General features: G+C 48.9%; 11 protein-coding genes. 1 reads left to right on the top strand and 10 read right to left on the bottom strand.

Annotation, left to right across the window (positions count from 1 at the left end):
• Window positions 1-135: 135 nt before the first annotated feature.
• The 10 genes from FS818_RS26240 to FS818_RS26195 all read right to left on the bottom strand — a co-directional run bounded on the left by FS818_RS26240 (window position 136) and on the right by FS818_RS26195 (window position 12925).
• Entirely contained in the window at window positions 136-1425 is a 1290-nt protein-coding gene (locus FS818_RS26240; RefSeq protein WP_145336179.1) for an ABC transporter substrate-binding protein, read from the bottom strand.
• 256 nt (window positions 1426-1681) lie between these two features.
• Window positions 1682-3235, bottom strand: coding sequence for a response regulator transcription factor (locus FS818_RS26235; protein WP_145336241.1), 1554 nt, complete (start codon window positions 3233-3235; stop codon window positions 1682-1684).
• Complete coding sequence (locus tag FS818_RS26230; protein ID WP_145336177.1) at window positions 3210-4997, bottom strand: sensor histidine kinase; 1788 nt, start codon at window positions 4995-4997, stop codon at window positions 3210-3212. The genes FS818_RS26235 and FS818_RS26230 overlap by 26 nt, the downstream gene beginning before the upstream one ends.
• Before the next feature lie 1116 nt (window positions 4998-6113).
• Complete coding sequence (locus tag FS818_RS26225) at window positions 6114-7439, bottom strand: SGNH/GDSL hydrolase family protein (protein ID WP_145336175.1); 1326 nt, start codon at window positions 7437-7439, stop codon at window positions 6114-6116.
• 267 nt (window positions 7440-7706) lie between these two features.
• Window positions 7707-8024 carry a hypothetical protein gene (locus FS818_RS26220; RefSeq protein WP_260989978.1) on the bottom strand — a complete coding sequence of 106 codons (318 nt, stop codon included), beginning with the start codon at window positions 8022-8024 and terminating at the stop codon, window positions 7707-7709.
• 32 nt (window positions 8025-8056) lie between these two features.
• Window positions 8057-8920, bottom strand: a complete 864-nt coding sequence (locus tag FS818_RS26215; protein WP_260984864.1) for an inositol monophosphatase family protein — start codon at window positions 8918-8920, stop codon at window positions 8057-8059.
• Between the two features lie 109 nt (window positions 8921-9029).
• On the bottom strand, window positions 9030-10031 hold the full coding sequence (gene uvsE / locus FS818_RS26210) for a UV DNA damage repair endonuclease UvsE (protein WP_145336170.1): 1002 nt from the start codon (window positions 10029-10031) through the stop codon (window positions 9030-9032).
• 252 nt (window positions 10032-10283) lie between these two features.
• Window positions 10284-10607, bottom strand: coding sequence for a hypothetical protein (locus FS818_RS26205; RefSeq protein WP_123066865.1), 324 nt, complete (start codon window positions 10605-10607; stop codon window positions 10284-10286).
• 59 nt (window positions 10608-10666) lie between these two features.
• Complete coding sequence (locus tag FS818_RS26200; protein ID WP_145336168.1) at window positions 10667-11767, bottom strand: D-alanine--D-alanine ligase; 1101 nt, start codon at window positions 11765-11767, stop codon at window positions 10667-10669.
• 138 nt (window positions 11768-11905) lie between these two features.
• The gene (locus FS818_RS26195) at window positions 11906-12925 is read right to left on the bottom strand and encodes an amidase domain-containing protein (RefSeq protein WP_145336239.1); all 1020 of its coding nucleotides are present in this window, start codon (window positions 12923-12925) and stop codon (window positions 11906-11908) included.
• A 358-nt stretch (window positions 12926-13283) separates the two neighbouring features.
• On the opposite strand from FS818_RS26195, the gene acnA reads away from it, so the two are divergent.
• On the top strand, window positions 13284-15998 hold the full coding sequence (acnA, locus tag FS818_RS26190) for an aconitate hydratase AcnA (protein WP_145336166.1): 2715 nt from the start codon (window positions 13284-13286) through the stop codon (window positions 15996-15998).
• Window positions 15999-16083 lie beyond the last annotated feature (85 nt).

Genomic DNA, 16083 nt, shown 5'->3' with positions numbered 1-16083 from the left:
AACGTACCTCCTTCATGGATCAGCTTGCTGACGCCTTCATGTTACAGACAGGACGGGGAAAGGCCCTCGCCGTCAGCGAGCAGCCCGTTTCCCGTCCATCCCTGCATGAGGGACGAGCAAGCCATCATTCAATTGTTATTTATTGTTGGCAAGCACGGATTCTGCATTTTTGCGGAAGGTCTGTGCCGCCTGTTCGGCAGTAATTTTACCAAAGTTCAGCTCTTCCACGACATCAGCGAGTGAGGAAATGACCTCAGGTGATCCAACCGGTGGTGGCGGGCTCATTGGAGAAGCTTTCGGCTCCATCGATGCCACGAATTCGAATACCTGTTTCGTTGCATCGCTCAGTTCAGGAGCAATAGCCTCTTTGATTTTTCCGGAGATCGGCACACCGCGCTCTCCTTTGATCAGTTTGTTCGCTTCTTCGTCATTCACCCAGAAGTCAATGAACTTCGCTGCTTCTTCCTTCACCTTGGAGTTCGACGTTACACCCCAGTACATACTTGGCTGCATATAAAGCCCTTTCTCCATATCCGGTCCCGGCATTGGCGCAATCGCAAGCGGACGGTTAGCTACCTGTTGCAACGCAACGAATTGGTTCGACCATTGCCATACGCCGATGCCTTTTTCTTTGACCAAATCCGACTCTTCAATGATGCCCTTCGTTTGATTAGCCACATCCGGCGAAGGCGCAGCCTTCTGCTCGATCATGCGTTGCATTAATCCGAAAAACTCTACGAACAGAGCGTCGTCATCATATCCAAGTCCGGTTCCTTCCGGGTTGTAGAGCGATTTGCCTTTGGTACGCAGGAAGTAGTGGAAGAAAATATCCGGAGCCACGCCGCCATCCAGATACAGTCCCTTCTCTGCTGCTTGTTTACCAAGCGCTTCGTAGGATTCCCATGTCAGATTTTCCGGCATGGCATCTACGCCTGCTTTCTTGAGCAACGCAGGATCATATTGGAAACCAAGGACGTTAACCCCGGCAGGTACACCGTACTGTTTCCCGTTAATTACACCTGTGCTGATGACATTCTCAGCCACATCATCCACCTTGATCTGGTTGCCCAGATACGGTGCGAGATCTTCAAGCTGGCCGTTCTGTGCATATTGGCTGATATAGGAAATATCCATCTGGATAATATCAGGCAGCTGGTTGGCTGCGGCTTGCGGGGCAAGCTTCTTCCAGTAGTCGTCAAAAGAAGCATATTCCACATCGATTTTGACGTTTGGATTTTTCGTTTTATACAGGTCGATGACCTTCTGCGTATATTCATGCCGTGTATCCGAGCCCCACCATGCGATACGCAGGTTTACCGAATCACCCTTGCTCCCGGACCCTTGTTCACTGCCTCCACCTGAGCTACAAGCTGCTGTAAATACAAGCAACGCAGCCATCATCAGGAATATTGCCTTTTTCACCATGCCAATCTCCCCTTTTTATGCTGATATGGTATTGTGAACGGGTTATCTCCATCTTGTTAACGATATACTGATAACGCTTTCACAAACTTGATATTGTCATTTTCGCAAAAGTACGATCCAAGTTGAATACACAAAACCGTCTTGTTGGTTCAAAAAACAGAGGAGGACATCCCTGACGCTCCAAGCGCTGGTTATCCTCCTCTTGAGATATGGTATGACCTCGCATGATCATAGCTTTGCCATTTCTAATCCCCTGTTAGATGCCGAATCTGCGGTATTCCGTAGGCGTCATGCCGGTCCATTTTTTGAATACCTGACTGAAATATTGCGAGTTACCTCCAAAACCGAACAATTCGGCCAGCTCGAACACCTTCACATCCCCGCCTCTGCGGATATGTTCACACGCCCGTTCGATGCGAAGACGATTAACGTAATTGGAGAAATTTTCGCCGGTGACTTTTTTGAAAATTTTGCCGAGATAGTCCGGATTCATATATAACATTTGATGTGCTACTCCACTCAGGGAAAGGTCAGCCTCACCATAGTGACGGTCCACGATATCCATCATTTTCTCCACTGCCGATGATTGACGGCTGATGTAATTTTTATAATAACCAGCTGTTAAACGGGTAGCACTGTCTGCTACAAATGTATTCAAATCAGCTAGCGTATCCATATGCGTCAGTTCCGCCATCCGCTGCGTGAAATCGGTTGCCTCCTCTGGCGGGCAAACTTGAATCATGGCAGAGTATAACTGCACCACATAAGCACGTGTCACCTCTATATCCAGCTTCTGGTCTGCCAGCTGCTCGAACAGACGATGTACCTCGGCGGCAGCCTCCTCCGTATTGCCCGATTTGATTAACTGGCACAGTTGCTCGGCATCCTGCTCCACATTCACCCCGTCACACTCCCCTGCCAGCACCACATCATTCTTGGTAATAAGTTTGCCCTCTCCAATGAAAAAGCGATGATTCAAGTACTGCATCACCTCGCGGAACAACCGCCGGGACTGGGTCATATGATCCGCTTCGCTGAGCGCAGCCGTCAGCTCTAATCTGTACAGACGGGTAAACGTCTGGCGAACCGCTTCAATCTGTTCCTGGAGTACATTCACATCGGATTGTTCTGCCAGCACAATCAAGAGCTTGCCTTCAATCGTTGTGCTTAACAGTACATCCGGAAGCAGGTCTGCAGCTATATTTTTAATCGCAAATAAATGGCTGTAATCATGCTCATCCACTATCCGAAGCAACAGTAAACGGACGCTATTCTGTTGAAGCTCCATATTGAACAGATCCTGATAATACGCCAAATCCACGGGTCCATACGTGCGATTGGTCATGAACTCCAGCAGAAACTGTTCCTTCACATGGGGAAGCACTCGTTGCAGACGCTGCTTGATCTCTCCTGCAACATGTTCTTTCACCTGCGCATCCTGGCGCTCCTGCAACAGCTCAACCAGGGCATCATGAATCTGATTCTCGTTACAGGGTTTGAGCAGATAGTGCTTAACCCCATACTGCATTGCCTTGCGAGCATACTCAAACTCCTTGTAGCCGGACAACATGATAAATCGTACCGCCGGATAAGCCTCGGACGCCTTCTCGATCAGACCGAGTCCATCCAGACCCGGCATGGAAATGTCGGTGATAATGATATCGGGTTTGGCGCTTTCGATTTTGCCCAGTGCTTCCACTCCATTTCTGGCCGTATCTACAAGCTCTGTCCCAGCAGCCGCCCAGTCAACCACCTGGGAAATTCCCTCCAGTATGACACGTTCATCATCTACGAGCATCACTTTGTACATCGTCATCGTCCTCTCTGATCCAAGGTATGCTGATCGATACTACAGTTCCTGATCCAGGCTTGCTATTTATGCTCATGGTGCCTTCATCGCCAAAGGTCAACCTTAGACGTTCCTGAATATTCGTAAGCCCTATGCCCTGTCCTCTGGTCTGAATCTGACCTTCCTGTAAACGTTCCATAAATTCGGAGGTCATGCCCGGCCCGTTATCCTCTACCTCGATCCGAATACGCTCCCCTTCTGCTCTGGCACGGATTCGAATCTGACAAGGCTCGATGCTTGGTTCAAGTGCATAGTGAATGGCATTCTCTACAAGCGGCTGTAAGGTTAACTTGGGAATTCGAGCTGTTCCGACCTCAGGTGCAATATGCATGTCAAAATCAAGTCTTTCCTCGAACCGGGTACGCTGAATCGTAACGTAGCTACGCACGATGTCCAGCTCCCGTTCCAGCGTAATCCACTTCTCGGACATATTGACCGAGCTACGTAGCAGGAAGCCCAGCGCCTCGACCATCTCGGAGATTTGATGCTGTTTCTGTACTTTGGCAAGCCAGTTAATGGATTCAAGCGTGTTATATAAAAAGTGTGGATTGATCTGCGCTTGAAGCGCTTTCAACTCTGTTTCACGAATGACGAGCTGCTTCGCATAATTCTCATCAATCAGCTCTCGAATCCGCTGTAACATCATCTTGAACGTTCGATGCAGCAGTCCGACTTCGTTTTGCGGAGATACGGGAATGTTGCCAAGGGCTGCCTCCTCCAGTTTATCCAGATCCCCTTTTTCAATATTACGCATTTTCTTGATTAATTGAGCAATCGGATGGGTGATACTGCGCGAGAATTTGGCTCCAATCACAAGGGCCACCAGAAAGATCATAATAAAAATGACCATGACCAATTGTTTGACAAATTGAATCTGCTTGAACATCTGATCAAATGGCGTGGTATATAAATAATTCCAGCTGGTATAGGACGAATGGGCTCTTGCAACAAAATATTTGCCCTGCTCCAACGTGGCAATTCCGTAAGGTTGAGTCCGCTTCATTTCTTCCGCAATTTCGGATTTGCTTACGGTGGATTCGGTTGGGTAGATGACTTCCGTCCCATCAACGATCAGCAACTGTGAGTCCTCTGCCGGTTCCTGCATCTGATCCTGTACGATCCGATCCAGCCGCACACGGATAATCAGGGTCCCCAGCTTTTCCAGCGTAAATGATCCGCCCGTAAAGGACTTCACCTGTCTGACCGACAGCAACCTCGCCTGTTGATCTCCACTTGCCAGCCATACGTTGGAACCGGCATACTGCTCACCGAGCGAAATCAGCTCCTTTTGCTTCGTCTCCGAGATGCCTTCGCGATTACCTGCCGCCATGACATTGTTATCGTTATCGATAAAGATCATGGAGTACACGTATTTCTCGGAACCGGCGTAGGCAACGAGTCGGTTTGTAATCTTTTTACGGAGACTATTCCGCTCATATCCGGTCTCCGCCTTCTCCAGTTGCAATAGATACTGTTGTAGCGGCTCATCCGACATTACTTTGAAGGACAGATTGGATAACTCCCGTAGCTTGTTCTCGATGCCAACCGAAGACATATTCAGCACCTGTGATGATTTCTCATAGATCTGGCGGTCATATATATTCAACACGTACTGCATGACAGATACGTAGAAAGCAAAGCTGATCAGCATCAAAAAGCCAATCAGCAACATCGTTTTGTGGTGAATGGGTAGTGTGGTGAAAGCGTTTTTAAATTTACTCACTCGGGAGCGCTCCTTTGCTTGGCGAAGGGTTGCTGGATTAGAGGGATGCCGGCCTAGTATCGAGCTGATAAAGATCTGAATATATCGGTAAACTTAATCTGATTTTGGTGCGGAAGATATCACAATTAAAAAGTATGTTTGCTACCCTGCTGTATGCACAAACTCAGCTTACATGTAATTTATTTTCATATTTACACATCCATGGTCGAATGACAAGTCATATTTATGCAACATATAGAGTCACCTGAGAAGCTATACAACGATCAATGTAGGTGACTATAACACTTTTTAGTGGAACATGTTTATCTGCGTGGCAATGTTGATTAGCTTGCAGGGTCGGGGTGACTTTTAAAGTTAGAAGGGATTCGTTCCTCAGAAACGAGGGCATATAGCTAGTGGCTGGACTGCTGCGTTACTCGGGAGCGGATGTGGCAGTTTGTCGGCGAGTTACGTTTCTCAGGGTGGCAATATTAGGCTAAAGATGTGCAGGTATTTGGGTTAATCGAAAAACGAAGAGGTTCAAGGGAATGCCGATGCATTCATCACTTTACTTTGTTGCGAGACAATTTCGGAGAAATGCTATGGATATATTGTTCTTGCTGTTGTTATCTTGAACGCCCTTGCTGTGATCTTGAACGCTCTTGCAGTGCTCTTATTGCTCTCTTGCACCGCTAACGATCACCACAGACCTTATTTGGCCATTTTGACATGGTTTCAAAATCTAACGATCACCAGTGACGCTATTGGGAGCATTTTCATGTAAAACAGGGGTCAATCGAAGGAATTTCCTTAAATAGCGTCTCTACGGATCGTTAGAATTTCAAAAGGCTTATTTCAAGCCGAATAAGGCTTCTCCTGACCGTTAGAATATGGCCGCCCCCTGACTTCCTCAAGGCAGGCACCATTTCTATTTCTCGATCTCCTACTGATTTTACGAATCCAATCGACCAAAAAGAACAGCACAAAAAAGTGACGAGTCAGGAACATGTCCTGCCACGCCACTAATGATATTTTGGGATTAAGGTCACTTCTTACACATTCATTCCTACATATTCAAACTTACAAGTTCGATATCTACATGCTCAATCATAAGAATGTGCACTTTGATAAACAACCTTACGGATTTACAAATACCGTTTTGAGCTTCGCGATATACTGCACGTCAAAACCAAGACCTTCGGCTACCATAGCCACCGGTACATACGTTTTGGCTTCTTTGCCTACTTTGTTCAGGAAAGCCGGCGTGTCCACTGTAACGGATGCACCGTTCACTTTCACGGCATTCGCTCCGATCTTCACAGCTACTGTGCGGTCACCGTAGGTAATGGTTGCGGTTGACGTTTTGTTATCCCAAACGGTTTTGGCACCCACTGCATTCACGATATCCTGGATCGCGACGAAGTTTTTGCCGTTACGAATCACTGGTTTATACGGTGTGTTCAGCGTCTTGCCACTAACGATAATATTCATCGGTTGACCTGCATCCGGCGCGGTCAGTTTCGTGTAGTCACCCCAGATGGTTTTTGCAAACTCTTCAGCAATAGCAGCATATCCAAGCTGATTCGGGTGGAAATCCCGATTTTTGATCATATGTGTCATCGTGCCTTCGCCGCCCACAAAATCTTTGGCTACATGAGCTACTTTCACATCAGCTCCTTGGGCTGTGAACTGGGCAGCAATCCCGTCAATCGTTTGTGTGAAGCCCTCTGAAGCCTGCATCAGCTTGGCATACAGCTCTTTGCCGGCTACTGCTGGCATCGGCTGGTACTGGTCGGCAATAACAATCCGCGCAGATGGATTAATCGCATGAATATCATTAATGATATCAGTAACATTCGTTGTATACGTTGACAGCAATTCTTTTACTTTCTCTTGTAACTCTTGATCACTCATCGTATTCGCCGTACCTAGAAGCTCCGAGACATCATTGCCGCCGATTGTCATCGCTACCAGATTAGCCTGTGCAATGCTTTCACGGAGCGCAGCCGTATTAGCTCCGATCTGTCCTGCTCTTGGATCAGGCAAACTCGGCTGAATGGCTTCGGAAGTCAGCGCCTTACCTTCTTTGATCGCATCGGTAAAGCTCTTCAAACCACTCGTTTTAAGTCCAGCGATGCCGAAGTTATCTACTTGCGTGCGCCCATGGAGCAAGCCTTGTTCTTGCAAACGCTCAACGTAACCATAAGGCAATGTGGTCATCTTCGGCTCATATCCTACGGTAATGGAGTCACCCAATGTGACGATCCGGAACTCTTTGGTTACAGCGGAGGCATCTTTCTTGGTTGCTGTAAGCGATGCTTCATTTGAAGCCACAGGTAATACGGCCGTTTTGGCGTCAGCAGCATGTGCCGGTAATGTGGACGGTGTAAGTAGCAACATACCTGCCAGCATGCTGGCACTCAGCCCTGCTGCGGTGTTTCTCCAAATACGTTTACGCTTCATTCTTGTGAACACTCCTTTAGTTAAATCCAGCATTTACACGATTATATAGTACACCATTCATTCCGATGACATATGCTTGTGTACCTCTATTCTATCACTTCAAATATAGCTTTGTCCTCTCGCCTGAATGTGAGCGCAAAATAATAGACCTCCCTTTGCCGGGAAGTCTATTTGTTTAAATTCTGCTTTTAGTTGTGAGAGCAATCTGAATGATAGTGTGCCTACTGATAAGCGGTATATCGATTGATGGTCGTAGTTTCCTGTATGTTACGCTTCGATATCCGAATCTGAATCCTTAACTCGATCCTGATCTGCATGCTGACTTGGCGCGGGCTCGCCGATTTCCTTAGTATCCTGCCCGGTAGCCCGATCCACATACCTGTCATATCGATCATCCAATTCCCGAGCCATGGTACGAAACTTTAACGTTTCCTCCACAATCGGGTCTCGTTCTGTCTGAATACGCACCTCATATTTGGGAGGAATGAGTTGACGTTCACGCTCATCAGCATCACCGGACGCCTCCATGTCTCCTTCCGTCAGCATGTCGCTAAGCCGTTGTTCCAGTTCTTTGGATTCATCCATGTTATTCACTCCTATAATAAAGTGGTATGTGTTTACTCCAGTCCGGTAGCCTTGGCTTCCTTCAATACTTCTGTCAACGCATCATGAATCTTGCCATTGCTGGCAACGATATGGTTCACGGCAAGCGTATATGGTGTTCCCTTCGTATCCGTCACTTTACCACCGGATTCCGCAACCAGTAGCGCACCTGCGGCAATGTCCCAAGGCTTGAGCCCCACTTCCGTATAAGCACTCAGACGCCCTGCAGCCACGTAAGCGAGATGAATGGCAGCTGAACCGCCTGCACGCAGATTGCGCACCTGCGGAGCAAGGGCCTGAACAGCGGCCATATTCAGTGGCAGCGCAAACGTCGTATCTGCCGGGAAGCCTACCGCCACGAGGCTCTGGCCCAGTGTTTCCTCACCCGATACCGTCATCCGGTTTCCGTGCACGTAGGCTCCTTTTCCTTTTTCCGCAACAAACAATTCGTCACGGGAAGGATCGTAGATCACACCTACAATCACTTCGCCCTTATGTGCAAGCGCAATGGACACCGAGTAGAACGGGAATCCGTGCACAAAGTTCGTCGTTCCATCCACCGGGTCAACAATCCAGAGATACTCTTCCTCCGCTGCCTCTTTCAGCGCTCTTGCTGAAGCTTCAGGCCCCGGTTCAACTCCCTCTTCCCCCAGAATAGCGTGGTCTGGAAAATGGGTGAGAATCAGGCGGCGAATCATCTGCTCTGCTCCTTTATCCACTTCGGTTACCAGATCTTGAGGGGAATACTTCGTTCCGAGTTCACTTACCGTACCCAGACGGCTCTTGATCCACTCTCCCGCCTTGGACGCTGCATTAATAGCAACGGCAGTATAGCTTTTGCTTGTCACGACATAAGGTACCTTTTCCTTTTCACTCAAAGCGTTCACTCTACTTTCTATATCAATCTACGAAAAAGTTAAAAATACTTGTTAGAAGTATACGTCTGAGCATTCGTAAAGTTTCTTGCTGTCCAAGCCTCTTTTGACCTCAGGGATGTATTCGTACCGTGGACTCGTCCACCCATTCAACACCTTCATCCTGATAAAAGGCCAGTTTCTGCATCAGCTGCACCAAGGCTTCATCCTTGCGTTTGGCCTCGATCATGACATCAAGGGCAGGTGTATCCGCCGCGATATGACGCAGAAAATCAAGTAGCGGCTCGACTTCCACCCCGTCCGCATGTCCGCGAGGGTCCTTCTCGCTCTTCGGGCTGGACACATGAATTTTCGGAACTAACGGTCGGTCTGGCGGTGCATCGGCCTGTGCTAGCGGTGACTGCCAGGTTTTTAGAATATCCGGCCACAGTTCCCATGGCTGCTCGCCTTCGTTGTTTACCCACTGGTGATGAATATCCAGTACCATCGGTAACCCAATGTTCTGACATACCGCGAGTGTCTCAGGTGAATTGAACGTTTTATCATCATTTTCAAGCGTCAGTCTCTCCTGGATATCCCTGTCCAGCTTCAAGAAATTTTCTTCAAAACGCCGTGCGGCGGATGGCTTGTCCCCGTATGCACCACCAATATGAATATTGTTCTTGGCCGTGGCGTTAAGCCCCATCGCATCCAGCATACGAACATGATGACGAAGATCCTTCATCGAGTTGCGCAGCACCTCTTCGCGAGGAGTACTCAGTACGGTAAAATGATCCGGATGAAAGGATACACGCATCTGATTTTCCTTCACGAAGTCACCAATCGCTTCGAAATCCGGTTTCAGTGCCGGAAACGGGTCCCAATCACTCAAATCTTCATGGGTAGCCAGTGGAATTAATTTCGAAGAAAAGCGATATACATGAATATGGCTTCCTTTGTTGTGCCGGAGCAAACGTAAGGTATTATGCAGGTTCTCGGCTGCAATGCGTTCCAGCTTGCGAATCGCCGCTTCCCTGTCTCCGATTTTATTAAAACTGGCCATTGTCATGGTCTTGGAAGGCGAAGCATTCTCCACCAGCACCGACATTGCCACGTAACCGAAACGTACAAGCATGAATTTCTTCCTCTCTGTTTAGGACGGACAGACTTGCACGACTGAAGACAGCCGCGAAGCTAAGCCGACATGGTATATAACCAAGCTTTACCCTAAACAGGGGAGCGTAATCGCATGAATGTAAAACCATCCAAGTCCTTTGCCTAGAGGTTCGTCCGAGAGAGTAGTCAGCTATATTCAGCAGTATCTCCGTTAGTTCTCTGGAGAGAGCCACTCTATTGACAGCACTGTTCAGTGCGTCCTGTGATCAGACTACTCCTGAGCCTGTTCCCCGAAGAACATCTCATCGGCAAGCGCCGTCTGGACCCGTGATTCTTCCTCGGTCAACTTGCGAATGAGCTGCATCTCTACTTCCGTCACTTCCTGGTTCTGAAAATTGATCTCCGCAATGGAAGCCACAATTTTCACAATAGCCACCGCTACATTGTCCGGCGTGTAAGCAATGACCTTTTGCCCGGTAGGAAATACCCGGAAGCCTTGTTTGACCATTTTGCCGCGGCCGTATTCCAGCAGTTCAAATAACTCTTGCTCGCTTTTGAATTTACATACGGAATTAAATTCTGTCTGAAATCCCATGCACATTCCTCCCAATCTCCTGATAGTGGAAATCTAGCTTGGATAGCGGATCGTCCAGGCTATGCCTGAACGCCGTTTTCGTAATTCAGTGCCTGTTTGCGGTTATACCGCTCCAGTCCCAGTTCGATCATGCGATCCAGCAATTCCGCATACGACACGCCTGTCTCGCGCCACAAGAGCGGGTACATGCTGTACGGAGTGAAGCCAGGCATGGTGTTCACTTCGTTAATCAGCAGTGCTCCATCCGATTTGCGAATGAAGAAATCTGCGCGGGAGATGCCGTTGCCTTCTATGGCACGGAACGCCTGCAAAGCCGCTTCACGGATGCGGTCTGCCGCCTCAGGGTCGAGCGGTGCAGGAATCAGCATCTGGGACTGACCGTCGATGTATTTGGCTGCATAATCGTAATATTCACCAGAGGATACGATCTCGCCCGGAACAGATGCCATCGGTTCATCATTGCCGAGAACACTAACCTCGACCTCGCGTGCTTCCACAAATTCCTCAATGACTACTTTGGTATCATACCGGAGTGCAAACTCAATCGCTGTTTTCAGTTCATCGCGGTTACGCGCTTTGGAAATACCCACACTGGAACCAAGGTTGGCCGGTTTGATGAAGCAAGGATAACCCAGCTGATCTTCAACCTGTACGATCATTTCGTGTTCCGTCTGTTTCCATTGTGTTGCATTAAAATACGTGAAAGCACACTGGTCAATCCCGGCTTGGGCAAACAGTTTTTTCATTACGACTTTGTCCATGCCGCCTGCCGAAGCCAGCACACCCGCGCCCACATACGGCATATCCGCCATCTCGAACATCCCCTGGATGGTGCCATCTTCGCCGAACGTGCCGTGAAGCAACGGGAACATAATGTCCAGTGCTTCCGCGCCACCGTACAAACGTGCAAATAATGCGTTCAGCGCGTCCTGTGTGCCGCCTGCGGAGTGTTCCAGTTTCAGATCTTCAATGCGTGCAAAAGGTGCATGCATCACTGTTCCTTTTTTCCACGTCCCCTGCTTGGAGATATAAAAAGGAACCAATTCATATTTTTCGTAATCAAATGCATTTGTTACAGCAAACGCCGTTTGCAGCGATACCTCGTGCTCGCCCGATTTCCCGCCGTATACGACGCCTACTTTTAATTTATCCATACTCATGCGTAACCTCCGATTATATCTGTACGTGGTGCTATCTGCGCAGCCGTTACAGGCGATTGCCCTGCTGCTTCCGGTCTCTGTTCTTATTTTACACGGAACGGGCTGTCTGCGTCACCGAATCTCGCAAATCTTTCCCTGTTAAAATTCGTCCGCGATATGAAAAAGCCGGTATACCGTCCGCTCCGTCCAGGCATAGGAATCCCGGTAATCCCAGTAACGATGGCGACTGCTCACCGTATGTGCGTTCACCAGCGGCATGCCCCCCGCATCAAAAGCGGTAACCACCGTGCTGTGCTGGAATCTTCCGTCGCCGTCCCAATCGTAGAAAATGACGTCACCAAGCATCAGTTGCTCAGGACGATCCACCTCGGTGGCCGTCAGCCCCCAGCTGCTGCCCGACAGATATCTTGCCAGACTGTTGGATACGGCCCAGCTGTAACTCCACATTTCCGCGCCGTTCACATACCCTTTATACCACCAGCCCGCTTCTCTTCTACCAGTATAGTGGATGGGTGCTTCCCCTGCAAAGAGACACTGGGACACATAATTCGTGCAGTCCACATCGAATTCTTCATATGCCGGATTGCCCGCATTCCACCATCGATCTGCGTAGGCAACAGCCAGATCCCGGCGATATATATGTCTTTTGGCACTTCTGCCTTGACCCAATACTTCCCGATTCAGAAGCGGCCGATTCACCGCCTGTACAAAATCGGCTTGTTGATACGGACGCCCTTCCCCCGCTGGACGGCGCTCCGGCACTTCTCGTTCCACACGCGCTATACTCCAATGCCCATTATCGCGCAAAAAGGTTAATCGCTCACGTTCGATCCGATCCTCCCGGTGGGTGATGCCGCTCTTCTCATAGAACAGCCTGCTGTACAGTTGCACTTCCACCACCGCTTCTTCAGAACCATCAATGAGTGTACGCACAAGCTTGGCGCTGGTCTCGCTGCGAAGAGGTACGGCGCGCCGTTTGCGATACCATTCATCCAGCCTTGCCATACGCTCTCCCCGTTCCACCACAAATTCGGGATCGGTTACGATCCGTTCGCTCGTCTGTGGACGGTAATCAATCTCACAGCGATTGTACTGGTTGACGTACGTATATAAGGCACTCTTCCATTCGCGTTCCAAGCTTGTGTCCCCCTTTGGCATGAGTTCTGTCTGGATCATCACGAGATAAACTCCTACTATTCATATGAAGAGAACCTAGTTTGTATGTACACAGTTGAAATAACGCACCTAATTCTATGACCTGAAAAGCTCAAAATCATCCACGTTCACACCAGAATATAGAAAACGCCTTCATCCTTTCAAACGCTTGCTTGCACAGGCAAAAAGCCCTTTACGTACGGATGTGAAAACGGTATACTTAGAACTAAAGTTATGATTATGAAATTATGTTTCACCTGATGAAACCATTGAACAAGAACACGGAACGGTGAAGGCCTGTTCTTCATTTAGAAATGAACGTTTTCTTCATCTCACCGACACATTTTAAGGAGGTACATGTATGTCAGCCAAGAACCATTTCTCCGCCGCTCGTACGCTTGAGGTTGGAGGCAAGTCTTACCGCTACTACAGTCTCGATGCTCTTCAGGAAGGCGGCCACGGCGACCTTTCCAAGCTTCCCTTCTCGATTAAAGTGCTGCTTGAAGCAGCAATTCGTCAATTCGACGGACGTGCGATTACCGAAGAACACGTTAAACAACTGACCGGCTGGGCAGAAGGCCGTGATAATAATAAGGAAATCCCGTTTATCCCCGCGCGGATCGTATTGCAGGATTTCACGGGTGTACCGGTTGTTGTTGACCTTGCAGCAATGCGTGACACCGTGAAAAAAGCAGGCGGCGATCCAAAACAGATCAATCCGCTCGTTCCCGTTGATCTGGTTATTGACCACTCCGTTATGGTTGATGCTTTCGGAACCAGTGATGCACTTGATTACAACATCAAAGTTGAATTCGAGCGTAACGAAGAGCGTTACCGCTTCCTCCGTTGGGCACAAACGGCATTCAATAACTTCCGTGCTGTTCCGCCATCCACAGGGATCGTTCACCAGGTTAACCTGGAGTACCTTGCTTCCGTGGCTGCAACCAAAACGGTTGATGGCGAAACGGTTGTATTCCCGGATTCCCTCGTAGGTACAGACTCTCACACCACTATGATCAACGGTCTCGGCGTTGTCGGCTGGGGTGTAGGTGGTATCGAGGCCGAAGCAGGGATGCTGGGCCAACCGCTTTATTTTGTAACGCCAGACGTTATCGGTTTCAAATTGACAGGTAGCCTGAGCGAAGGCGCAACAGCAACTGACCTCGCGCTCACCGTTACTCAAATGCTTCGTAAAAAAGGCGTTGTCGGCAAATTCGTTGAGTTCTACGGACCAGGCCTTGCCAACATCGGTCTTGCTGACCGTGCAACAGTAGCCAACATGGCACCGGAATACGGCGCAACAATCGGTTTCTTCCCGGTAGACAGCGAAACACTGAACTACCTGCGTAGCACTGGACGTTCCGACGAGCAAGTAGAACTGGTTGAAGCATACTACAAAGCTCAAGGCATGTTCCGTACTTCCAGCACCGTTGATCCGGAGTTCACGGATGTAATCGAACTGGATCTCGGCTCCGTTGTACCGAGCCTTGCAGGACCAAAACGTCCACAAGACCGTATCGAGCTGACTCAAATGAAAGAAAGCTTCAACAGCATCATCCGTACGCCTGTCGACAAAGGCGGATATGGACTGAGCGATGAGAAGATTGAACAAAAAGTGCCTGTGAAGCACCCTGACGGTTCCACAACTGAGATGAAAGCTGGAGCTGTAGTCATCGCGGCGATCACAAGCTGTACGAATACATCTAACCCTAGCGTTATGGTCGGTGCTGGTTTGCTCGCGAAAAAAGCGGTTGAACTCGGTCTGACTAAACCAGGATATGTGAAAAGCAGCTTGACTCCAGGTTCCCTCGTCGTTACCGAGTATCTGGAAAAAGCAGGTCTGATCCCTTATCTCGACCAACTTGGATTCAACGTTGCCGGTTACGGCTGTGCAACATGTATCGGTAACTCCGGTCCACTGCCAGATGAAGTGAGTGAAGCGATTGCTGCCAACGATATGACTGTAGCTGCCGTATTGTCCGGTAACCGTAACTTCGAAGGCCGTGTACACGCACAAGTAAAAGCAAACTACCTGGCTTCTCCACCGCTAGTCGTTGCTTACGCACTGGCAGGTACAGTTGATATTGACTTCGAAACCGATCCAATCGGTCACGACCAAAATAATCAACCTGTATTCCTGAAAGACATCTGGCCTAGCTCCGAAGAGATCAAGGATGCGATTGCAAGCTCCCTGAATGCACAGATGTTCCGCAACAAGTACGAGAACGTATTTACTGCCAATGAGCGTTGGAACCAAATTGCTGTACCGGAAGGCGAACTGTACGAGTGGGACCCGAACTCCACTTACATCCAGAACCCGCCATTCTTCCAAGAGCTTGGTGACAAGCTGAACGATATCTCCGATATCCGCGCTGCACGTGTAATGGCATTGCTGGGTGACTCCGTAACAACGGACCATATCTCACCAGCAGGTAACATTGCACCGTCCAGTCCAGCTGGATTGTATCTGAAAGAGCATGGCGTAGAGCGCAAAGACTTCAACTCCTACGGTTCACGCCGTGGTAACCATGAAGTCATGATGCGTGGTACATTCGCCAACATCCGTATTCGTAACCAGGTAGCTCCAGGTACTGAGGGTGGTATTACGAAATACTTGCCAACAGACGAAGAAATGTCCATCTACGATGCTTCCATGAAGTATCAGGCTGAAGGACAGAACCTGATCGTTATCGCAGGTAAAGAGTATGGTACAGGAAGCTCCCGTGACTGGGCAGCCAAAGGTACGTTCTTGCTCGGCGTCAAGGCGGTTATCGCGGAAAGTTTCGAGCGTATCCACCGCAGTAACTTGGTAGGTATGGGCGTTATGCCATTGCAATTCCAGGAAGGTCACGGCTGGTCCAGCCTCGGCCTGAACGGACGTGAGACGTTTGACATCACAGGTCTGAGCAACGATGTAAAACCAGGTCAAGAATTGAAAGTAACCGTGACACGTGAAGACGGTACACAATTCGACTTCCCTGTTATCGCTCGTTTGGACAGCATGGTTGATGTGGATTACTACCACAACGGCGGTATCCTGCAAACGGTACTGCGTCAGATGATGAAAAAAGCTTAATCCCCTTTATCTTTCATGGGATAAAATGAAATAACGAAGCCCCGCTTCATGTGCGTAGCATGCACAATGAAGCGGGGCTTTTTAA

Origin of the sequence: Paenibacillus xylanexedens (assembly GCF_007680605.1) — a bacterium.
GTDB classification, from domain to species: Bacteria; Bacillota; Bacilli; order Paenibacillales; family Paenibacillaceae; genus Paenibacillus; species Paenibacillus xylanexedens_B.
Note: the sequence above shows the minus strand (reverse complement) of the source record. Positions and strands in the feature narration are given on the sequence as shown.

Bases quoted from the DNA above. Each gene is read 5' to 3' on its own strand.
- FS818_RS26225 (WP_145336175.1), bottom strand. From the start codon at position 7,439: ATGAAGCGTAAACGTATTTGGAGAAACACCGCAGCAGGGCTGAGTGCC.
- FS818_RS26195 (WP_145336239.1), bottom strand. From the start codon at position 12,925: ATGCCAAAGGGGGACACAAGCTTGGAACGCGAATGGAAGAGTGCCTTA.
- uvsE (WP_145336170.1), bottom strand. From the start codon at position 10,031: ATGCTTGTACGTTTCGGTTACGTGGCAATGTCGGTGCTGGTGGAGAAT.
- FS818_RS26235 (WP_145336241.1), bottom strand. From the start codon at position 3,235: ATGTACAAAGTGATGCTCGTAGATGATGAACGTGTCATACTGGAGGGA.
- FS818_RS26220 (WP_260989978.1), bottom strand. From the start codon at position 8,024: ATGGATGAATCCAAAGAACTGGAACAACGGCTTAGCGACATGCTGACG.
- FS818_RS26240 (WP_145336179.1), bottom strand. From the start codon at position 1,425: ATGGTGAAAAAGGCAATATTCCTGATGATGGCTGCGTTGCTTGTATTT.
- acnA (WP_145336166.1), top strand. From the start codon at position 13,284: ATGTCAGCCAAGAACCATTTCTCCGCCGCTCGTACGCTTGAGGTTGGA.
- FS818_RS26205 (WP_123066865.1), bottom strand. From the start codon at position 10,607: ATGGGATTTCAGACAGAATTTAATTCCGTATGTAAATTCAAAAGCGAG.
- FS818_RS26200 (WP_145336168.1), bottom strand. From the start codon at position 11,767: ATGAGTATGGATAAATTAAAAGTAGGCGTCGTATACGGCGGGAAATCG.